Origin of the sequence: Streptomyces vilmorinianum, assembly GCF_005517195.1 — a bacterium.
Lineage (GTDB): Bacteria > Actinomycetota > Actinomycetes > Streptomycetales > Streptomycetaceae > Streptomyces > Streptomyces vilmorinianum.
On the sequence record NZ_CP040244.1, the window covers coordinates 1,213,452 to 1,234,034 of the forward strand.

Sequence of the window (20,583 nt, forward strand, 5' to 3'; positions counted from 1 at the left end):
CCCGAAGGTTTCCCCGACCGGCCGAGAAGAAGTCTACAGGGTCCGAGCGGGTGCTCGCGCCCGCATTACGCCGGGCGCGAGCCGGGGGTCATTCCGCGGGCAGGACGTGGCGCGCGGCGATCTGCTTCGCCGTGTCCGAGTCGGGGCCGGGCTGCGGGACGAAGATCGCCTCGCGGTAGTAGCGCAGCTCGGCGATGGATTCGCGGATGTCGGCGAGCGCACGGTGGTTGCCGCTCTTCTCCGGACTGTTGAAGTACGCCCTCGGGTACCAGCGGCGGGCCAGCTCCTTGACCGAGGAGACATCGACGATCCGGTAGTGGAGGTGGTTCTCCAGAGCCGGCATGTCACGGGCGAGGAATCCGCGGTCGGTGGAGACCGAGTTTCCGCACAGCGGGGCCTTGCGGGGCTCCTTGACATGTTCGCGTACATACGCGAGTACCTGGGCTTCGGCGTCGGCGAGGGTCGTGCCGCCGGGCAGCGCGTCGAGGAGGCCCGAGGCCGTGTGCATCTGGCGCACGATCTCCGGCATGGTCTCCAGGGCCGCGTCCGGCGGGCGGATCACGATGTCCACCCCGTCGCCGAGCACGTTCAGTTCCGAGTCGGTGACCAGTGCGGCCACCTCGATGAGTGCGTCGTCCGTCAGCGAGAGCCCGGTCATCTCGCAGTCGATCCACACCATGCGATCGTTCATGCGCCCTACCTTAGGCCTTGCTTCCCGGATCGGACCTGGCTCGGGGCCCGACGGGGCTCGACGGGACCCGACGGGGCGGGACGGCGACGGGCGCCCGGGGGAGGTGTCTCCCGGGCGCCCGTCGGTTTCACGGTGCGCGGCTTGTGGCGCGCGGTCCTGCGTGCCCCTCAGGGGGCGCTGCGCTGGCCCGGCAGGGCCGGGCGGCCGGTGGCGTACAGGTCGGACTGCGGCTTGCCCGGCTCCAGCGGTCCGCCGGGGCGCCGGGTGACCGGCGAGACCTGCGGGGGCACCACCGGGTCGAGCACCGCCGTCGTCGTCTCGGCCTGCGGGCGCCGGGCCCGGTAGGCCGCCCGGTAGGCCGCCGGCGAGGAGCCGAGCTGGCGGCGGAAGTGGCCGCGCAGCGCCACCGGGGAGCGGAGCCGCAGCGTCCCGCGACCTCGTCGACCGAGTAGTCGGAGGTCTCGAGCAGCCGCTGCGCCTGCAGCACCCGCTGGGTGATCAGCCACTGCAGCGGGGCGGAGCCCGTCAGCGAGCGGAACCTGCGGTCGAACGTCCTCCGTGACATGTACGCGCGGGCCGCGAGCGTCTCCACGTCGAACTGCTCGTGGAGGTGCTCCAGGGCCCAGGCGACGACCTCGGCGAGCGGGTCGGCGCCGATCTCCTCCGGTAAAGACCTGTCGAGGTAGCGCTCCTGGCCGCCGGTGCGCCGCGGCGGGACGACCAGGCGGCGCGCCAGGGCGCCCGCGGCCTCCGTGCCGTGGTCGGTCCGCACGATGTGCAGACACAGATCGATACCGGCCGCGGTGCCGGCCGAGGTCAGTACGTCCCCGTCGTCGACGAAGAGCTCCCGCGGGTCCACGTGGACCGACGGATAGCGCTTGGCGAGCGTCGGCGCGTACATCCAGTGTGTGGTCGCCGGCCGTCCGTCGAGCAGGCCGGCCGCGGCGAGCACGAACGCGCCGGTGCACAGCCCGACGATGCGCGCGCCCTCCTCGTGCGCCCGGCGCAGCGCTTCGAGTGCCTCCGGCGGTGGCGGCGAGGTGATCGACCGCCAGGCCGGCACGACGACGGTGCCCGCCCGGCTGATCGCGTCCAGGCCGTACGGCGCGGTCAGTTCGAGGCCCCCTGTGGTCCGCAGCGGGCCGTCCTCGCCGGCGCACACCAGCAATCGGTAGCGCGGCACCCCGGCGTCCTGCCGGTCGATGCCGAACACGGAGAGCGGGATGGAGCTCTCGAAGATGGGGCCGCCACTGAACAGCAGCACCGCGACGACTTCGCGACGGCGGCGCCCGGAAAGCTTCCGTGCGACCTCCGTTGCGGCGGAGTCCTGGCTCATGACGCTAAGCCCCCCTCGGTGTTCGCGTCTCCCTGGTCCTGTCGCTCCTGCACGTTTCCCCTCGGTTTTGCACGAGACCCCAGTCTTCGATACCCATGATCGAATCTACTGCGTTCCGTGGCGCCGGCGTGACAAGTTCTCCATCCGGCACATTGTCGACAAGGCAACTTGGCGCGAAGCATTCGATCACGAAGCGTTCCACTCCCGGGCCGCGCAGGGAAGTGCCCCGTGCGTGCATGGCCCGTCCCCGTAGGGTGTGCGCGCCTGTCGCGGGGCTTTCACGCCTGGTGACAACGGGGTTGAGGGGGCATTCCGCCAAGGACTCGCCGGCATGTGGAAGTTGGCTGAAATCATACGGGTGTGGGTGTACGAACCTGTCAGCTCTACGGGGGTACGTCAGCGCCGGCGCGGCTTCCGGCCGCCGTGGCCGTGGCCATGGCCGTGCCGTCCCCGCCGGCCCGCGGCCTCGGCGCGCAGACCGTGTTCCGAGCGGCGCAGCAGCACCCGGCAGACCGCCGTCACCGCGGCGAGCCCGAGCGCCGTCCCGGCGGCCCCGCCGAGCGAGGTGCCGTAGACGACGAGGACGACCGGGACGAGGACGCAGCAGAAGGCCGCCCAGCGGACCACGTCGCCGGCCGACTCGCCCGCGGCGCTCCCCGCTCTCCCCGCGCCCGCCGTCGGCTTCGGGGACCCCGCCGCGAGGGTGGGGGCGGAAGCGGGGACGGGGGCGGGGGTGGGCGTCGTGGCGGTGGCCGATGGTGCGGGCACGGGCGGGGCTCCCTGCGACGGTGACTGGACCTGTGGGAACGAGGGGCGGAACGTTCCGGTCACTGCGCGGGGCGCCCGTTCGGCCCCCGTACGGACACCTGTAGGGCACAACCGGCATTGCCATAACGGGACGGGCTCGTGCATGCTCCCTGGAACGCCGCGCGAACGCCGTGCGCGGTGGCACGGACGGCTCTGGGCAGGAGAGGAGTGTCGCCGTACCCTTGGGGGTATGGGCTTGGGAAGATGATTCCCGGACACAGCTCCGCCGCCAACCGTTGTTCCGTACGACGTTCCCTGTCGTTCCCTCCCCACCAGGATCTTCTTCGCCGAGACACCGATGGCCGGTCACGAATTCCCCGAACCCGCGGACCGCAAGCGCGTCGCCGACTCCACGGTCGACCCCCTCGCGGTGGAACAGCCACGCCACTCCTGTGATCCCGCCTTCCGGCACGGAGTGGTCGTCGGCTTCGACGGCTCGACCTCCAGTGAGCGGGCCCTCGCGTATGCCATCGGCATGGCCCGCCGCTCCGGCTCCGGCCTGATCATCGTGCATGTCGCCAACCGGCTGCCCACGACCGTCTGGGCGGGCTGCGAGCCGCCGGTCTTCGTCGACGTCCCGGACCACCGCACCGAGGTGCTGGGCCTGGAGCTCGCCTGCGCCGACTACCTCGCCGAGGTCCCCTGGATCCTGGTCGAGCGCGGCGGCGACATCTGCCACGAGCTGGAGGAGGTCGGCCGGGAGTATTCGGCCGACGCGATCGTGGTCGGCTCGACGCACGGCATCGTCGGCCGGATCTTCGGCTCGGTGGCCGGACGCCTCGCGAAGCGCGCGCAGCGTCCCGTGATCGTCATTCCCTGAGCGCGTACAGATCGCGCTCCTCTCCCGGACGTTCCGTCAACTCCCTTGGTGCGGCGATAATTTCTGCCGCCGTCAGGTGATTTGTGCGCTTGTGAAGGGTACTTAAAGAGCACCGGAACAAGCAGCTCACGCAGCACAACTGCCCACTTGAAGGGAGCCCGCCGTGGACAACGAAGTCGCCGCGGGAAACACCACTTCCACTCTCGGCCACCTCGCGCTCGGACTGACCCTGCTGGCCTTCGGCATCGGCAGCACCGGCGTGATCGACAACGTCGCGGCGTCCGACGCCGCAGCCCTCGCCACCTGGGTCGGAGGGGTGGCGCTCTTCCTCGTCGGTCTGCTCGCCCTGCGCGCGGGCAACGGCGGTACGGGTACGGCCTATTCGGCGCTCGGCGCCTTCTGGTTCACCTGGGGGACCGGAGTGGGCGACGGCGCGTCGGCCGAGGCGACCGGTCTGTTCCTGCTGCTGTGGGCGCTGCTCGCGCTCACGCTGACCATGGCGGCGTCGGGCAGCGGTCTGTTCGGACAGGGCGTGTACGGGCTGCTGTTCGTGTCGCTGCTGCTCCTCGGCATCGGCGCCCTCGCCGACAACGGCGGTCTCGCCAAGGCGGGCGGCTGGGTCGCCGCGCTCGCCGGCCTCGCGGCCTGGTACGGCGCGACGGCGGCGGTCGCCAACTGGCCGACCTCCCTGAGCCGCGCGTCCCGCCGGGGAGCCCCGGCGGCGAGCTGACAGGCCGATCCACTTGGGTGCCCACGAGAGCCCCAGAGGGTGCCCGCGAGGGCCTGGCGAGTGAGCCGAAGGGCGCGCGGCTGTCGAAAGGGAGAACGCGCACAGGTCCCGAGGAACGAGGGACCGAGCACGATCGACCGTCGACAGTCGCACAAAGCGCCCGGAGGAGAACCGAGCCCCAAAAAGAAAGCAGCGGTCCCTGTGCACAGGTGGCGTGCACAGGGACCGCTGTGTGTCCGGTCGGGCGTCCGGCCCTCCGGGGACAGGTCCGGAAAGCGGGCGGACGGGCTTTCCCGACCGTGGTCGAGAGCTCCGGGGGACAGGCCCGGAGGCTGCTACTCGACCGTGACGGACTTGGCCAGGTTGCGCGGCTTGTCGATGTCGCGGCCCATGGCGAGCGCCGTGTGGTAGGCGAGGAGCTGGAGCGGGATGCCCATCAGGATCGGGTCCAGCTCGTCCTCGTTCTTCGGGACGACGATCGTGTGGTCGGCCTTCGCCTGCGGCTGGTGCGCGACCGCGAGGATGCGGCCGCTGCGGGCCTTGATCTCCTCCAGGGCGGCGCGGTTCTTCTCCAGCAGGTCGTCGTCCGGGACGATCGCGACCGTCGGCAGGGCCGGCTCGATCAGCGCGAGCGGGCCGTGCTTCAGCTCGGAGGCCGGGTACGCCTCGGCGTGGATGTAGGAGATCTCCTTGAGCTTCAGGGAGGCCTCCAGGGCGACCGGGTAGCCCCGCACGCGGCCGATGAACATCATCGACTGGGCGCCCGCGTACTCCGCGGCGATCTTCTTGATCTCGTCCTCGGTCTCGAGGATCTCGCTGATCTGCGCGGGCAGCTTGCGCAGGCCCTCGATGATCCGCTTGCCGTCGGTCACCGACAGGTCGCGGATGCGGCCCAGGTGGAGGGCGATCAGCGCGAAGGCGGTGACCGTGTTGGTGAAGCACTTGGTGGAGACGACGCAGACCTCCGGGCCCGCGTGCACGTACACGCCGCCGTCGGCCTCGCGGGCGATCGCCGAGCCGACGACGTTGACGACGCCGATGACCCGGGCGCCCTTGCGCTTCAGCTCCTGCACGGCGGCCAGCACGTCGTACGTCTCACCGGACTGGGAGACGGCGATGTACAGGGTGTCGGGGTCCACGACCGGGTTGCGGTAGCGGAACTCCGAGGCCGGCTCGGCGTCGGCGGGGATACGGGCCATGGACTCGATGAGCCCGGCGCCGATGAGGCCGGCGTGGTACGAGGTGCCGCAGCCGAGGATCTTGATCCGGCGGATGCTGCGGGCCTCGCGGGCGTCCAGGTTCAGGCCGCCGAGGTGCACGGTGGAGAAGCGGTCGTCGATCCGGCCGCGCAGCACGCGGTCGACCGCGTCGGGCTGCTCGGAGATCTCCTTGTGCATGTACGTGTCGTGGCCGCCCATGTCGTAGGAGGCGGCCTCCCACTCCACGGTCTCGGGGGTGGCCGTCGTCGACGCGCCCGAGGTCGTGTACGTGCGGAAGTCGTCGGCCTTGAGGGTGGCCATCTCGCCGTCGTCGAGGGTGACGACCTGGCGGGTGTGGGCGATCAGGGCGGCGACGTCGGAGGCGACGAACATCTCCTTCTCGCCGATGCCGAGGACGACCGGGGAGCCGTTGCGGGCCACCACGATGCGGTCGTTGAAGTCGGCGTGCATGACGGCGATGCCGTAGGTGCCCTCGATGACCTTGAGCGCCTCGCGGACCTTCTCCTCCAGGGTGGTGGCCTGGGAGCGGGCGATCAGGTGGGTGATGACCTCGGTGTCCGTCTCGGAGGCGAAGACGACGCCGTCGGCCTCCAGCTTGGCGCGCAGCTCCTGCGCGTTGTCGACGATGCCGTTGTGGACGACCGCGACCTTGTTCTCGGGGTCCATGTGCGGGTGCGAGTTGATGTCGCTCGGCGCGCCGTGGGTGGCCCAGCGGGTGTGGGCGATGCCGGTGGTGCCGGTGAAGCGCTTGGGGACACGGGCCTCCAGGTCACGGACCCGGCCCTTGGCCTTGACCATCTTCAGGCCGGCGGTCTTCGGGCTGGTGATCACGATGCCGGCGGAGTCGTACCCCCGGTACTCCAGCCGCTGCAGGCCTTCCAGCAGCAGCGGGGCCACGTCACGCTTTCCGATGTAACCGACGATTCCGCACATAAAGGTGTAACCCCTCCAGGTTGGTGAGTGTGCTCAGCCGTAGACGATGCGGCGCAGCTGCCGGAGCGAGAGCTCCGGTGGCGCCACGGCGCGGTGCGGCAGTTCGGCCGCGATGCGCTCGAAGATCTCGGCGTTCACCGCGCCCCCGGACTGCAGCTCGCGGTGGCGGCGGCGGACGAAGTCCTCGGTCGACTCGTCGAAGTACGCCAGCACGTCGAGGATCACCCGGGCGGCCTCACCGCGCTGGAGCGCGGTGCTGCGCACCAGGTGGTCGATGAGGTCGTCATGCGACGGGCGGCGTTCGAGCACCCGTGAATACTGAGGGGTACCAGGGGTGCTACGCAAGAATCCTGCCCGAAATCGGGCAGAGGCCTCCATGATCGCCGTCCTGAGGGGGGAAATTGGTCTACACCTTGACCACGGAAGTGGTCCACGGTACGGATGGTGACTGTTCGGATACGCATATCCACAGCCGCGAAGTCCATCGAAAGGGACCATGCCTGTGAGACAGCGCAGAACGCTTCCGCGTGTGCTCGGCGCTCTGTTCCTCATCGCGGCGGCCGGCATCTCCTGTGTCGGAGCCGCCCCCGCCGCCCACACCGCCGCCGCAGGACCCGCGCTCCGCCCGCTCGGGCAGATCGTCCCCGCCCCGGCCTCCGTGGCCCCCGGCGGGCAGCCGTACGCGATCACCGCCGCCACCCGCATCCGGGTCGACGAGGACGACGCCGAGTCCCGCGCCGTCGGCGACTACCTGGCCGGGATCCTCCGCCCCTCCACCGGCCACCCGCTGCCCGTCGTCGACGCGGACGAGGCACGCGGCGGCATCCGGCTCCGCCTCAGCGCCGAGGACGAGGCGCTCGGGGACGAGGGCTACCGGCTGCAGTCCGGCCGCACCGGCATCACCCTCACCGCCCACCGGCCCGCCGGACTCTTCCGTGGCGTCCAGACGCTGCGCCAGCAGCTCCCGGCGGCCGTCGAGAAGGACACCGTGCAGCCCGGGCCCTGGCAGGTCGCCGGCGGCACCATCACCGACACCCCGCGCTACGCCTACCGCGGCGCGATGCTCGACGTCTCCCGCCACTTCTTCACCGTCGAGCAGGTCAAGCGCTACATCGACCAGCTCGCCCTCTACAAGGTCAACACGCTGCACCTGCACCTCTCCGACGACCAGGGCTGGCGCATCGCGATCGACTCCTGGCCCCGGCTCGCCACCTATGGCGGCTCCACCCAGGTCGGCGGCGGACCCGGCGGCTTCTACACCAAGGAGGACTACAAGGAGATCGTCCGGTACGCGGCCTCCCGCCACCAGGAGGTCGTCCCCGAGATCGACCTGCCCGGACACACCAACGCCGCCCTCGCCTCGTACGCCGAGCTGAACTGCGACGGCATCGCCCCGCCGCTCTACACCGGCACCAAAGTCGGCTTCAGCTCGCTGTGCGTGCCGAAGCCCGTCACGTACGACTTCGTGGACGACGTGATCCGCGAGATCGCCGCGCTCACCCCGGGCCGGTACCTCCACATCGGCGGCGACGAGGCGCACTCCACGACCCACGAGGACTACGTCGCCTTCATGGCGAAGGTCCAGCCGGTCGTCGCGAAGTACGGCAAGACCGTCATCGGCTGGCACCAGCTGACCGGCGCCACCCCCGCGCCGGGCGCGCTCGCGCAGTACTGGGGGCTCGACCGCACCGCCCCCGCGGAGAAGGAACAGGTCGCCGCCGCCGCACGGAACGGCACCGGGCTGATCCTCTCGCCCGCCGACCGGGTCTACCTCGACATGAAGTACACCAAGGACACCACGCTGGGCCTGGCCTGGGCCGGCTACGTCGAGGTGCAGCGCTCCTACGACTGGAACCCGGCGGCCTATCTGCCGGGCGCGCCGGAGACGGCGGTCAAGGGCGTCGAGGCGCCGCTGTGGACGGAGACCATCTCCACGGACGCCCACATCGACCAGATGGTCTTCCCCCGCCTCCCGGGTGTCGCGGAGCTCGGCTGGTCCCCGGCGTCGACGCACGACTGGGAGACGTACCGGGTGCGGCTCGCGGAGCAGGGACCGCGGTTCGAGGCGCTCGGGATCGACTACTACCGCTCGCCGCAGGTCCCCTGGCCCGCCTCGGAGTAGTCCGGGGCAGCACGAAGCGCGGGTCCTGGCGGAGGACCGTACTCCGCCGGGACCCGCGCCGGTCCGTGAAGGTGACTAGCGGGCGAACCGCTGACTAGCGGGCGAACCGCGCGATCGGGTTCACCAGGTCGCCGACGAGCTGGAGCGCCGCCGACGGGTCCGCCAGGTCCACCATCTGCTTGTTGTTGCGCAGCTGGAGCCGGTTCAGGGCGGAGAGCGCGAAGGTCTCCGCGAACATGTCGTACTGCGCGAACCGGTCCGCGAGCTCCGGCTTCGACTCCTGGTAGCCGCGCACGCACGCCGCGACCGTCCGCCAGAAGTCGTCCTCGTCGAGCACGCCCTCCGCCGCCAGCGTCGCCCCGAGGAAGCGCAGGAAGCAGTCGAAGACGTCCGTGAAGACCGAGAGCAGCTTCATGTCCTCGGGGACCTCGGCGCGGATCCGCTCCACCGCCGGCGGCAGGACCGCGTCCGGGTCCATGACGACGATCTCCTCGGCGATGTCCTTGAAGATCGCCCGGGAGACCACGCCCCGCTCGTCGAGCACGAGGATCACGTTCTCGCCGTGCGGCATGTACGCCAGGTCGTAGGCGTACAGGCTGTGCAGCACCGGCAGCAGATACGCGTCCAGGTACGTCCGCAGCCACGCGGCCGGCTCGAGACCCGAGTCCTTGATCAGGGCCCCCGCGAAGGACGCGCCCGCGTGGTCGACATGGAGCAGCGAGGCCATCGTCGCGAGCCGCTCGCCCTCGGCCAGGGAGGGCACCGGGGACTCGCGCCAGAGCGCGGCGAGCATCTTGCGGTACGGCGAGTAGCGGTCGGTGGCCGCCTCGTACTCCAGATGCCGGTAGCCGACCGCCGCCCGCTCCCGGATGATCGAGAACCGGGCCGCCCGGAGGACGGGGTCGGCCTCGATCAGCCCGGCCAGCCAGTCGTTGATCGCCGGGGTCGCCTCCATGTACGCGGCCGAGAGCCCGCGCATGAAGCCCATGTTGAGGACCGACAGCGCCGTCTTGACGTAGTGCTTGGCCGGGGCGGTGGAGTTGAAGAACGTGCGGATCGACTGCTGGGCCAGGTAGGCGTCCTCGCCCTCGCCCAGGTAGACCAGGCGCTCCTGGGCGACCTCGGCGGCGAAGGTGACCGACAGCTTGTTCCACCACTGCCAGGGGTGGACCGGCATCAGCAGGTAGTCGGCCAGGTCCAGGCCCCGCTCGGCGAGGGTCGCGGCGAAGCCGTCGACCGCCTTGTCGCCCAGCTCGGCGCGGATGAACGTCTCGTACTCGATGCCCGCGCCGGCCGTGAAGGTGGTGCGGTCGCGGCGCGCGGCGAGCCAGATCAGGTGGATCTCGCTCGCGGCCTCGGGGGCGTACGCGCGGTACTCGTCGACGCCGAAGCCGAGCCGGCCGTTGTTGGCGACGAAGCAGGGGTGACCCTCGGTCATCCCGGTCTCGATCGCCTGGAAGTCCGCGCGCGCGAGCTCGGCGGCGGAGACCCGGGGCTTGGTCGACTTGTACGCCGTGCCGGCCAGGGTGGAGGAGATCTCCTCCAGGTAGACCGGCAGGATCTCGTCGCTCAGGCCCAGCGCTCCGCGCAGCTCGGTGATGAACTGCAGGGCGTCGAGCGGGAGCTGCTCGTCGCCGCGGTGGCGGCTGATCGACTCGGGGTAGACCTGCCAGTGGTCGAGCGCGAAGCGGTCGGCGGTGAAGCGGTACTCGGTCGCGCCGTCGTCGCTGAGGACCTTGTAGCGGCTCTCGCCGAGCTCCTGCGGGTTGAGCAGGCGCTCGTGGGCGAACTCGGCGAGGCCCTTGCGGATCAGCGCGCGGTTGGCGTCGGCCCAGCGGGCCGGAGTGAGGTGGGAGACGGGGTTCATACGGCGACTCCCACGGCGATCTCGAACTGCGCGCGGGTGCAGAAGCTCAGCAGGGCCTTCTTCTCCGGCTTCTGGATCTCGCGCTCGGGCACGAAGCCGACGGCCTCGTTGAGCGCGTGGACGGCGGTGTTGCGGACGTCGGGCTCGACGACGACCCGCTCGGTCGCCGGGTCGTCGAACAGCTCCCGCATCACGGCGGTGATGACCGTACGGGTGAAGCCGTGCACGGGAGTCTCGGTGGGCGCGACGAGGAAGTGCATGCCGACGTCGCCGGGCCGCGGCTCGTACAGACCGACCAGTTCGATCTCGGACGGGTCGTACCGCTCCATGAGGAAGGCGGGCTCGTCGTCCACCAGACCTATGAAGGCGTCGTGGTGCGGGTGCGCGGCTATCGCCATGTACGCGCGCTCCACGTCCTGGAGTTTCGCGTCCTGCATCATCCAGAAGGCGGCCTTGGGGTGCGTGACCCAGGGGTGGATCAGCTCGGCGTCCCTGAGCGGATCGAGGGGACGGATGCGAACGGTCATACCGCGAACTCCTGGAAAGCGATGGTCTTCTCGACGGGGTAGTACTCGCGGCCCAGCATCGTCCCGATGATGTACGCGTTGCGGTACGGGCCCATGCCCAGGTCGGGCGAGGTGATGGAGTGCGTGTGCACGCCGGCGTTCTGCAGGAAGACGCCGCGGCCCGTCGTGTCGATCGAGTAGTTGCGGGCCACGTCGAAGCGGCCCTGTCCGTCCCGCTTGAGCCGGTCGCCGACCGGCTCAAGGAAGGCCGGAACGGTGTACTTGTAGCCGGTGGCGAGGACGAGGCCCTCGGTCTCGAGCGTGAAGTCCTTCTCCTGCTCCTCCTGGCGGAAGCCGAGCGTGTACGTGCCCGTCGTGTCGTCGTACGCGGCGGAGTGCAGGCCCGAGTTGGTGAGCAGGCGGGTGGGGACCGGGCCGGCGAAGTTCTTCTGGTAGAGCAGATCGAAGATGGCGTCGATGAGATCGCCGTTGATGCCCTTGAACAGGCCCTTCTGCTGCGACTCCAGCCGGTAGCGGGTCTCCTCGGGCAGCGCGTGGAAGTAGTCCACGTACTCCGGCGAGGTCATCTCCAGGGTCAGCTTGGTGTACTCCAGCGGGAAGAAGCGCGGGGAGCGGGTCACCCAGTTGAGCCGGTAGCCGTGTACGTCGATCTCGGAGAGCAGGTCGTAGTAGATCTCGGCCGCGCTCTGGCCGCTGCCGACGATGGTGATCGACTTCTTCTTCCGCAGCGCCTCCTTGTGGGAGACGTAGCGCGAGTTGTGGATGAGGTCGCCGCCGAGGCCCTGGCAGGAGTCCGGGACGTACGGCGGGGTGCCGGTGCCGAGCACGATCCGGCGGGCGCGGAACGTCTCTCCGGCGTCGGTGGCCACCACGTACTCCTCGGCGCGCTCGTCGTACGTGACGGACGTGACGGTCGTGGAGAAGCGGATGGAGGAGAGCTTCCCGGCGGCCCAGCGGCAGTAGTCGTTGTACTCGGCGCGCAGCGGATAGAAGTTCTCGCGGATGTAGAAGGAGTAGAGCCGGCCCTTCTCCTTCAGGTAGTTGAGGAAGGAGTACGGCGAGGTCGGGTCGGCGAGCGTGACCAGGTCCGACATGAACGGGGTCTGGAGGTGGGCGCCTTCGAGGAACATCCCGGAGTGCCACTCGAAGTCCGGCTTGGACTCCAGGAAGAGGCCGTTCAGCTCGTCGATGGGCTCGGTCAGGCAGGCGAGACCCAGGTTGAAGGGACCGAGCCCGATGCCGATGAAATCAAGAGGCTGCGTGGACAAGGTTCTCTCCCAGGTACTGCTCGGCGTGGCCGGCTATCAGATCGAGGACGGCGGCGATGTCGGCCACGGTCGTCTCGGGGTTGAGCAAGGTGAACTTGAGGTACTGGCGGCCGTCGACCTTGGTCCCGGCGACGACGGCCTCGCCGGAGGCGAACAGCGCCTTGCGGGCGTAGAGGTTGGCGCGGTCGATCTCCGCGGGCGAGGTGACGGCCTCGGGGATGTAGCGGTAGACGAGCGTGGACAGCTGCGGCTGGACGACCACGTCGTAGCGCGGGTCGGCGGCGAGCAGGTCGAAGCCCGCGCGGGCCAGGTCGCAGACCTCGTCGAAGAGCTCGCCGACGCCGTCGGCGCCCATCACGCGCAGCGTCATCCACAGCTTGAGCGCGTCGAAGCGGCGGGTGGTCTGCAGGGATTTGTCGACCTGGTTCGGGATCTTCCCCCACAGTCCTTCGGACGTGGGAGGTGCCCCCACGGCGACGGGCTGCCGCGGGTTGAGGTAGTCCGCGTGGTACGTCGCGTGGCGCAGGGTCGCCCCGTCCCGGACCAGGACGGCGGAGGAACTCACCGGCTGGAAGAAGGACTTGTGGTAGTCGACGGTGACGGAGTCGGCCTGCTCGATGCCGTCCAGGAGGTGGCGGCGGGTGCGCGAGGCGAGCAGTCCGCAGCCGTAGGCGGCGTCCACGTGCATCCAGGCGCCGTACTCGGCGGCCAGGGCGGCGATCTCGGGCAGCGGGTCGATGGAGCCGAAGTCGGTGGTGCCGGCGGTGGCGACGATCGCCATCGGGACCAGGCCCTCGGCGCGGCAGGCCTCCAGCTCGGCGGCGAGGACGACCGACTGCATGCGCTTGGTCCGGTCGACCGGGATGGAGATGACGGCGTCGGCGCCGAGGCCGAGGAGGGTGGCCGACTTCTGGACGCTGAAGTGGCTGCACTCGGAGGAGAAGATACGGAGTTTCGCCAGGTCGTTCGTCTTGGCCTCCTCGCGGGCGAGGAGCAGCGCCTGGAGGTTGGACTGCGTACCGCCGCTGGTGAACACCCCGTCGGCGGCCGGGCCGAGGCCGATGCGGCCCGTGGTCCAGTCGATGAGCTTGCGCTCGATGAGGGTGCCGCCGGCGCTCTGGTCCCAGGTGTCGAGCGAGGAGTTGACCGCCGAGAGGACGGCCTCGCCGAGGACGGCGGGGATCACGACCGGGCAGTTGAGGTGGCCCAGGTAGCGGGGGTGGTGGAAGTAGACGGCGTCGCGGAGGTAGACGCTCTCCAGCTCGTCGAGGGCGGCGGAGGAGTCGCCGAGCGGCTTGTCGAGGTCGACGGCGTCGACGGTCGGGGCCAGCTCGGCGGGGGTGACGCCGGTGAACGGGCGTCGCGTCGTGGCGAGTTTGTCCGCCACCCGCTCGACTCCTTCGGTGACGGAGCGCCGGTAGCTCTCCGCCGTGGCGTCGTTGAGCAGGTGCGAGCGCATGTGGGGGTCCTCCCGGATACGGGGACTCGGTCGCTCCTCCGGACAGGAAGAAGGGGGCGAGGGCGACGTACGAACTTAGGTTAGCCTAACCTAAGTTCGCATCGCAACGACCCTCGCCCCCAGGAGGCGCGACAGTTGACGGGCGTACCGCTTGAGCGGCGGTATTTACGCTTCTTCCTGGGTCTCGTCCGGGACCTCGCGCAGGGCGTCCTCGGACAGCCCCTTGCGCCAGTAGCCCACGAACGTGACCCGGCGGCGGTCCAGTTCGCGCTCGCGCACGAAGTGGCGGCGCAGCGCCTTCACCGCGCCGGACTCGCCCGCGATCCACACGTACGGAGCCCGGCCCGGCAGCTCGGCGGCGCGCACCGCGTCCACGGCGGACGGCGCCCCCTCCTCCCGTACCAGCCAGGTGACGGTGGCGTCGGCCTGCGTCGTGAGCTCCAGGCGGTCGCCGGAGTAGGGGACTTCGAGGAACACATGGGCGCGGGTCTCGGCCGGCAGCGACTCCAGGACGGCCGAGGCGGCCGGAAGGGCCGTCTCGTCCGCCCAGATGAGCACCGAGTCGGCGTCGTCCGGCAGCTGGAAGCGGACGCCGGTGTTCTCGGCGACCGCGGGGCCGAGCACGACGACCCGGTCACCCGGCGCGGCGTGCTGTGCCCAGCGGCAGGCGGGGCCGCCGTCCTCGTGCAGCGCGAAGTCGATGTCGACCTCGTTCTGCGGACTCTGCGGCTCCGTGCGCTGATCCCGGACGGTGTACGAGCGCATCACGGCCCGCTCGTCGTCGGGCATCGCGCGCCAGGCGCCCAGGATCGCGTACATGTCCGGGTTGTCCAGCGGCGGCAGGACGGGCTCCGGCTGGCCCGGGTGCGGCAGGAAGAGGGAGAGGGACTGGTCGCGTCCGCCGGAGGCGAAGGACTTCAGGTCCTCTCCCGTGAAGGTGACCCGGACCAGGGACGGGCCGAGCCGCCTCGTCCGGTCGACCTGGAGGGAGAAGAACTGGAACGGGGCGGTCTCGGCGCTCGTCATCGGGTCAGGACACCTTCTTCGCGTTCTCGAGGGCCTTGGCCAGGTCCTCGAGGAGCGGGGCGCACTTGGCGTACGAGTAGATCGGCTCGGTCACGCGCGGGACGACCTGGCCGGCCTTGACGGCGGGCAGCGCGGCCCAGGTCGGCTTGGCCTTCAGGGCCTCCGGCTGCAGGGCCGAGGTGCGGTTGTCGAGCAGGATGATGTCGGCCTTGTACTTGCCGACGTTCTCCCAGCTCAGACCCTCGAACCAGCCGCCCTGGTCGAGCTTGGTGGGCGTGACGAGGTTGACGCCGAGCTCCTTGAAGTACAGCGTGTCGGTCGGCCGCGCCGGGTCGGAGACGTAGAAGAGGTCGGGGGAGCCGGAGCCGATCAGGACCTTGATGTCCTTCTTGCCCTTGGCGGCCTGACGGACGCGCTCGGCGGCCGCCTCGAAGCGGGCCTTGTCGTCCTGGATCTGCTTGGTCTTGACGTCGGCGCCGAGGGAGGCGGCGAGGTCGGCGTGGCGCTGGAGGACGAACGGCATCGACTTGTCCGCGGCCCACAGGGCGACGCTCGGGGCGACCTTGAGGATCTTGTCCTTCTGCTCGGCCGGGACGTACCAGAGGTCGTTCTTCTCCCACATGTCCGTGATGAGGAGCTCGGGGCTGAGCTTGAGGTACTCCTCGATCTTGAACTCGCCCCAGACGTTACCGATGATCTTGACCTTCTTGACGTCGAGGTCGCCGGCCTGGACGTCCGGCGCCTCCGCGCCCGTCTTCGGGTCCTTGACCGTGGTCGGGCCGAAAACGCCCTTGACCTCGATGCCGAAGTCCTTGAGCGCGGCGGCGGTTCCGGTGAAGGCGACGATGTTCTTCGGGGTGGACTTCGCCTCGACGGCCGTGCCGCGGTCGTCGGTGAACTTCCACGGACCGGCCTTCTCCGAAGGAGCGGAGGAGGCACCGCCCTTGGTCTCGTTGCCGCAGGCTGCGAGCGCGGCGCCGAGCCCGAGGGCGCTGCCTGCGGCGAGCAGGCCGCGACGAGTGAGGTGGGTGGCTCGGGCGTTGCTGGGCATGGCGAAGTCGCTTTCGGTACGTGCCGGGGTCGGCCTGGGCAAGTCGAGGGAAGGTTAGCCTAACCTCAGATGGATCAGTAGGGGTGGGGTGGACGCGGTGGCGCATCGCACATAAATGGCCACGCCGCCCTGTCCCGCGAGTCGTCGCACTCGAACCACACCGTCTTGCCGCCGTCGGACGATTCCACGCCCCAACGCTCCGTCACCGCCTCGACGAGCGCGAGCCCACGCCCGCTCTCCGCGAGCGGCACCGCCGCCTTGGCGTACAGGGGCCCCGGCATCCCGTCCGCGACCTCCACCCGGAGCCCGTGCGGCTCGCGCAGGATCAGTACGGTGCAGCGGCGCCCGGGCACGTGCCGTACGACGTTGGCGACGAGCTCGGTGAGCGCGAGCGCGGAGGCATCGGACAGGTGGTCGAGTCCCCAACGGCTGAGGAAGATGCGCAGGATGCGGCGCATATGGCCGGCGGAGTGCTCACCGACGGTGAACCCCATGCGGTAGCTCGACTGAAGTTCCGTCGGATACAGGTCAGTTGCGTGATTCATGCAGCCAGCATGGAGCGGGGTCGTTACGCTCGGCTACGAACCGAACGCAACGCTTCACCGCGTCAGCTTGGGGGTGACCTAGTCGTGGTCAACATCCGCAGCCTTGATCCCAGCGCCTCTCCGCTGGACTACTACGGTTCCGAACTCCGCCGTCTGAGAGAGGAGGCGGAGCTCAACCAGCCGCAGCTGGGCAAGATCCTCTACTGCACGGCGTCGCTGATCGGCCAGATCGAGACGGCGAAGAAGGTCCCGACGCGACGGTTCTCGGAACAGCTGGACGCGGCGCTGATGACAGGCGGGGTGTTCTCGCGGCTGGTGGGGCTGGTGCTGAAGAGCCAGCTGCCGAACTGGTTCCAGCCGTACGCGGAGATGGAGGCGAAGGCGGCGTACATCTCGACGTACCAGGCGCAGCTCGTCTATGGCCTGCTCCAGACGCCCGAGTACGCGCGGGCGGTGCTGAGCGTGGACCACCCGGACAAGCTCGACGCGATGGTGGCCGCGCGGATGGATCGCCAGCGCATCCTGGAACGCGAGCACCCGCCGGTGTTGTGCGTCGTACTGGACGAGGCAACGCTGCGTCTGGAGATCGGTGGTCCTGAGATCATGCGAACCCAACTCCGGCACCTGTTGGGTTTCCTGAACCGGCCGTGGGTCCAGATCCAGGTGCTTCCGTTCACGGCCGGCCAGCACGCGGGACTGATGGGTTCGTTCAATCTCCTGCGGTTCGAGGACGATCCGGACCTCTTCTACTCGCCTAGCTATGGCGGGGGTCATATGACGGCCAATCCGCAAGTGATCAGGGAGCGTTCTCTCGGCTACGCTCGCCTGCAGGCCACGGCCCTCTCCCAGGAGGACTCGGCGGCGCTGATCGCACGCGTGATGGAGGAACGGTATGGGCACCAGCCAGGTCTTGAGGTGGCGTAAGTCGTCCTACAGCGGCTCCGACGGCGGCGACTGCATCGAGTGCGCCCCCCTCGGTGCCGCCGCTTGGCGCAAGTCCTCGTACAGCGGCGACACCGGCGGGCAGTGCGTCGAGGTCGCCGACCTCACCGCCCACATCGCCGTTCGGGACTCCAAAAACCCCAAGGGGCCCGCCCTCCGCGCGACCCCCGCCGCGTTCACCGCGTTCGTGAACGCCACCGCCCGGGGGCTTCTCGGCCGGTCCTAGCATGGGCCCATGCCCCAGACACCCTCACGAGTCGAACTGCGCCCGCTCACCCTCGACGACCAGGACGAGTTCTGCTCGCTCGTCCGGGCCAGCGCCGAGCTCCACACACCGTGGATGCAGCTCCCCGCGAACGCCGAGGAGTTCCACGCGTGGATGCGCCGTTTCGACGACGGCGCCAACCGGGGCTACCTGATCAGGGTCCGGGAGACGGGCGCCGCCGCCGGCATGGTCAACATCAACTCGATCATCCGGGGCCGCTACCAGGGCGCGTCCCTCGGCTACGCGGCCTTCGCCCCGTCCGCGGGGCGGGGGTACATGGCCGAGGGGCTCACCGCCGTCCTGTCGCACGCCTTCGACGACCTGCGGATCCACCGGCTGGAGGCGAACATCCAGCCCGGCAACAAGGCGTCCCTGGCCCTGGTCCAGCGCTTGGGCTTCCGGTACGAAGGCATGTCGCCCGACTACCTCTTCATCGACGGGGCCTGGCGCGACCACGAGCGGTGGTCCCTCACCGCCTCGGCTCCGTGGACTCCCGACCCCTCCCTTCCCGAGGTCTAGTGTCAGTGCCCGCTGGCACCATGCGGGCATGAGCGGTGGATCTTTCAACTGGCAAGAGTTCCTGGGGCGCTGGCAGCGGGAGTGGGTTCCGCGCGCGGACGCCGACGAGGACGAGGACGGCGAGGAGGGCGGGCAGGGCTTCGGCTCCCCCGCTCGACCCGCCGCCGGCGAGGCGGCGATCACGGCGGCCGAGGAGCGGCTGGGGCGGCGTCTGCCGCCCTCGTACCGGGAGTTCCTGGCCGTCAGCGACGGGTGGCACGTGGATCAGCCGGCCGGGATCTACCAGCTCGGTGGCGCGGCGGACATCGACTGGTTCGGGGACCCGTTCGACATGACGCCGATGTACGAGGAGGGTCTGGGGGACGATCCGGGCGAGGAGGAGGTCCTGCTCGCCGGCATGTGGCGACGGGCGCTGCGGCTGGAGACGGACTCCGACATGACGCACGCCCTGCTCGACCCGGGCGACACCGACCGGGACGGTGAGTGGGCGCTCTACGTCTACAAGGGCTGGGGCGGTGAGTTCCCGGACCGCTACCCGTCGTTCCGCGCGTACATGGAGGCCATGTACCGCGGCTTCCACGCCGACCGGGTGGACAGGCCGGACTTCGTGAACGCGACCACACGTGCGCAGGACGCCCGTGTGGAGGAGGCCCACAGGCTGGTTCTGCGCGGACGGTACGAGGAGGCGCTACCCCTGCTGGAGGAGGCCCGGTCCTTCGGGCGGCCGGAGAGCGCCGTCCTGCTGAACCAGCTCCGGCATCTGTCGGCTCCGCGCGGCGCCCAGGACTACGGCTTCCTGGTGGCCGATCCGCGCTACCTGCCGGAGCTTCTGCCCGTACAGGCCATGACGCCGGCACATGGCGAATGGCGGCTGGGCGGGGACGACCACTGGCTGGGCATGATGGAGGCCCGCGGGGTGCCCCGGGGCGCCGCCGAGGACGTGCTGGGCGCGCTGCGGGACGGCACCCATCGCTACGCGCCCGCCGGCGCGTGGGGCCGAGCCGTCGCCGAGGCGCGGGAGTCGGCCCGCTGGGGGGCGACCGACGCCGCGTGGCGGGTACTGCGGAACGCGCTCCCGCTGTGGGAGGGTCCCGGACCCTCGCTCGTCGCTCCGGTCGGCCTGCTCGCCGATCCGGTCCTGGGCCCGCTGGTCACCCCGGAGCGGGGGCGGGAGATCCTCGCGACACCGAGGGCGGGAGAGCGCGGCCCCGTTCTGGAGACCGCGCCCGATGTCGACCCGCCGGGTCTCGCCTGGCTGACGGAGCCCGCGGTGCACGGGCGACCGCTCGACGGATACCGGTGTGTCTGGGTCGAGGCGACTGACCCCGCCGGCCTGCCCGCCCTGATCGGCGAGGAGGGCGCCGAACTGAGCGCGGCCACCGATCCGGGTGAGGCGTCCCGGCGGGCGCCCCGGCCCCATGAGAGGGAGGGCGTGGAACTCTGGGAGGACCGCGCGGTGGTCGCCGCCGGCCGCACGGCTGAGGGGTGGGCGTTCGCCTTCGACGGCCACTCCCACCGGCATCTGAGCGAGCTGTTCCGCTCGCCCGCGCCGGCCGCCTCGCCGTCCGGGCGCGCGGTGGTGGTGTGGCGCGAGCCGAGGCGCTCGTCGCCGGACGACCGCCCGGCCGCCTTCCACCTCTCGGTGGCCGAACGGGGCGTGGAGCGGTACGCGTTCACCCTGCGGGGTGCGGAGACCGAGCGCTCCGGCGCGATACCCGAGGCACTGGACCCCGCACGGCTGTGCCGCCCGGAGGACTCCGAGACGGACCGCGAACTGCGGGTGCTGGAGGCCCTGCACACCGAACTCGGCCTCTCACTGCCGCGTTTCGCGCTGACCCGGGGCAGGCTCCCCACCTTCACGACCCGGTCGTGGACCCGGGCGCCGCAGGAGGGCGAGGGATTCGCCTACCTGACCTTCGTGCGGCACAGGCCGTGAGCCCGTTCCGGCTCACGGCAACGAGCGCGTGAGCCAGGCCACCTCGCCGTTCTCCTCCATCGACACACGGTCCCGCTCGAAGCCGAGCTTCTCCAGGACGCGGAGCGACGGCGTGTTCCATGTGCCGACGGTCGACCAGAGCCGTTCCCGCCCGGTCGCGATCGCGGCGTCGAGCACCGCTGCCGCGGCCTCGGTGGCGTAGCCGCGTCCGTGCGCGCGCTGGAACAGCTCGTAGGCGATCTCGGGCTCCTCCAGCGTGGTGCGGCCGATGATCAGCCCGCAGTAGCCGATGAAGTCGCCTTCCTCGCGGCGCTGGACGGGCAGCAGGGCGATCCCCGTGGTCTCCGTCGCCGCGAGGAACTCCGCGATGGAGGACCGGATGCGTTCCACCGGGGGCTTGCCCTTGCCGCGTTCGGCGAGCAGGTCGCAGAACTCCTCGGCGTCCGACTCGGCCCAGGGCCGCAGGATCAGCCGCTCGGTCTCCAGGTGGTACGGCATCGTCCGGTACGTGGTCATGAC

19 protein-coding genes and 1 pseudogene are annotated in these 20,583 nt (G+C 70.4%); 7 read left to right on the forward strand and 13 right to left on the reverse strand.

The features are described 5' to 3' along the window. Positions 1-88: 88 nt before the first annotated feature. From orn to FDM97_RS36315, 3 genes and pseudogenes are all read right to left on the reverse strand, one after another. On the reverse strand, positions 89-691 hold the full coding sequence (gene orn, locus FDM97_RS05790; RefSeq protein ID WP_137989179.1) for an oligoribonuclease: 603 nt from the start codon (positions 689-691) through the stop codon (positions 89-91). Positions 692-858: 167 nt separating this feature from the next. Next, positions 859-2,027 (reverse strand): annotated as a pseudogene (locus FDM97_RS05795) (helix-turn-helix domain-containing protein). A gap of 396 nt (positions 2,028-2,423) precedes the next feature. Then, on the reverse strand, positions 2,424-2,795 hold the full coding sequence (locus tag FDM97_RS36315) for a hypothetical protein (protein WP_254705516.1): 372 nt from the start codon (positions 2,793-2,795) through the stop codon (positions 2,424-2,426). Positions 2,796-3,132: 337 nt separating this feature from the next. Between FDM97_RS36315 and FDM97_RS05805 the strand changes: the two genes are divergently transcribed. After that, complete coding sequence (locus FDM97_RS05805) at positions 3,133-3,654, forward strand: universal stress protein (protein WP_137989180.1); 522 nt, start codon at positions 3,133-3,135, stop codon at positions 3,652-3,654. Positions 3,655-3,817: 163 nt separating this feature from the next. After that, entirely contained in the window at positions 3,818-4,384 is a 567-nt protein-coding gene (locus FDM97_RS05810) for a GPR1/FUN34/YaaH family transporter (RefSeq protein WP_137989181.1), read from the forward strand. A gap of 335 nt (positions 4,385-4,719) precedes the next feature. On the opposite strand, the gene glmS is transcribed toward FDM97_RS05810, so the two are convergent. Both glmS and FDM97_RS05820 read right to left on the reverse strand, forming a co-directional pair. Next, a complete protein-coding gene (gene glmS / locus FDM97_RS05815) occupies positions 4,720-6,537 on the reverse strand; it encodes a glutamine--fructose-6-phosphate transaminase (isomerizing) (protein WP_137989182.1) in 1,818 nt (605 codons plus the stop codon). A gap of 33 nt (positions 6,538-6,570) precedes the next feature. After that, the gene (locus tag FDM97_RS05820; RefSeq protein ID WP_128979109.1) at positions 6,571-6,846 is read right to left on the reverse strand and encodes a hypothetical protein; all 276 of its coding nucleotides are present in this window, start codon (positions 6,844-6,846) and stop codon (positions 6,571-6,573) included. Positions 6,847-7,033: 187 nt separating this feature from the next. Here FDM97_RS05820 and FDM97_RS05825 point away from each other — a divergent pair, with 187 nt between their 5' ends. Next, complete coding sequence (locus FDM97_RS05825) at positions 7,034-8,659, forward strand: beta-N-acetylhexosaminidase (RefSeq protein ID WP_137989183.1); 1,626 nt, start codon at positions 7,034-7,036, stop codon at positions 8,657-8,659. 94 nt (positions 8,660-8,753) lie between these two features. Here FDM97_RS05825 and FDM97_RS05830 read toward each other — a convergent pair whose 3' ends face one another. The 7 genes from FDM97_RS05830 to FDM97_RS05860 all read right to left on the reverse strand — a co-directional run bounded on the left by FDM97_RS05830 (position 8,754) and on the right by FDM97_RS05860 (position 16,402). Further along, entirely contained in the window at positions 8,754-10,526 is a 1,773-nt protein-coding gene (locus tag FDM97_RS05830) for an IucA/IucC family protein (RefSeq protein WP_137989184.1), read from the reverse strand. Continuing rightward, positions 10,523-11,053, reverse strand: coding sequence for a GNAT family N-acetyltransferase (locus FDM97_RS05835; protein ID WP_137989185.1), 531 nt, complete (start codon positions 11,051-11,053; stop codon positions 10,523-10,525). The genes FDM97_RS05830 and FDM97_RS05835 overlap by 4 nt, the downstream gene beginning before the upstream one ends. Then, complete coding sequence (locus FDM97_RS05840; protein ID WP_137989186.1) at positions 11,050-12,321, reverse strand: lysine N(6)-hydroxylase/L-ornithine N(5)-oxygenase family protein; 1,272 nt, start codon at positions 12,319-12,321, stop codon at positions 11,050-11,052. The genes FDM97_RS05835 and FDM97_RS05840 overlap by 4 nt, the downstream gene beginning before the upstream one ends. Beyond that, positions 12,302-13,780: a pyridoxal phosphate-dependent decarboxylase family protein gene (locus tag FDM97_RS05845; RefSeq protein WP_137989187.1), complete on the reverse strand. Its 1,479-nt coding sequence runs from the start codon at positions 13,778-13,780 to the stop codon at positions 12,302-12,304. The genes FDM97_RS05840 and FDM97_RS05845 overlap by 20 nt, the downstream gene beginning before the upstream one ends. 165 nt (positions 13,781-13,945) lie before the next feature. Continuing rightward, positions 13,946-14,806: a siderophore-interacting protein gene (locus FDM97_RS05850; protein WP_137989188.1), complete on the reverse strand. Its 861-nt coding sequence runs from the start codon at positions 14,804-14,806 to the stop codon at positions 13,946-13,948. A gap of 4 nt (positions 14,807-14,810) precedes the next feature. Continuing rightward, positions 14,811-15,857, reverse strand: coding sequence for an ABC transporter substrate-binding protein (locus FDM97_RS05855; RefSeq protein ID WP_137989189.1), 1,047 nt, complete (start codon positions 15,855-15,857; stop codon positions 14,811-14,813). A 74-nt stretch (positions 15,858-15,931) separates the two neighbouring features. Further along, positions 15,932-16,402, reverse strand: coding sequence for an ATP-binding protein (locus tag FDM97_RS05860; protein ID WP_349775377.1), 471 nt, complete (start codon positions 16,400-16,402; stop codon positions 15,932-15,934). An 84-nt stretch (positions 16,403-16,486) separates the two neighbouring features. Here FDM97_RS05860 and FDM97_RS05865 point away from each other — a divergent pair, with 84 nt between their 5' ends. From FDM97_RS05865 to FDM97_RS05880, 4 genes are read left to right on the forward strand one after another with little or no spacing between them, the layout of a single operon-like run. After that, complete coding sequence (locus FDM97_RS05865) at positions 16,487-17,326, forward strand: helix-turn-helix domain-containing protein (protein ID WP_137989190.1); 840 nt, start codon at positions 16,487-16,489, stop codon at positions 17,324-17,326. Then, entirely contained in the window at positions 17,295-17,570 is a 276-nt protein-coding gene (locus tag FDM97_RS05870; protein WP_137989191.1) for a DUF397 domain-containing protein, read from the forward strand. The genes FDM97_RS05865 and FDM97_RS05870 overlap by 32 nt, the downstream gene beginning before the upstream one ends. Before the next feature lie 9 nt (positions 17,571-17,579). Further along, complete coding sequence (locus tag FDM97_RS05875) at positions 17,580-18,128, forward strand: GNAT family N-acetyltransferase (protein WP_137989192.1); 549 nt, start codon at positions 17,580-17,582, stop codon at positions 18,126-18,128. 28 nt (positions 18,129-18,156) lie between these two features. Beyond that, positions 18,157-20,064 (forward strand): SMI1/KNR4 family protein, encoded by a 1,908-nt coding sequence (locus FDM97_RS05880; protein WP_137989193.1) that lies wholly within the window; start codon positions 18,157-18,159, stop codon positions 20,062-20,064. Positions 20,065-20,076: 12 nt separating this feature from the next. Here the strand turns inward: FDM97_RS05880 and FDM97_RS05885 are convergent, their stop codons facing one another. After that, the gene (locus FDM97_RS05885; protein ID WP_137989194.1) at positions 20,077-20,580 is read right to left on the reverse strand and encodes a GNAT family N-acetyltransferase; all 504 of its coding nucleotides are present in this window, start codon (positions 20,578-20,580) and stop codon (positions 20,077-20,079) included. Positions 20,581-20,583: the final 3 nt, after the last annotated feature.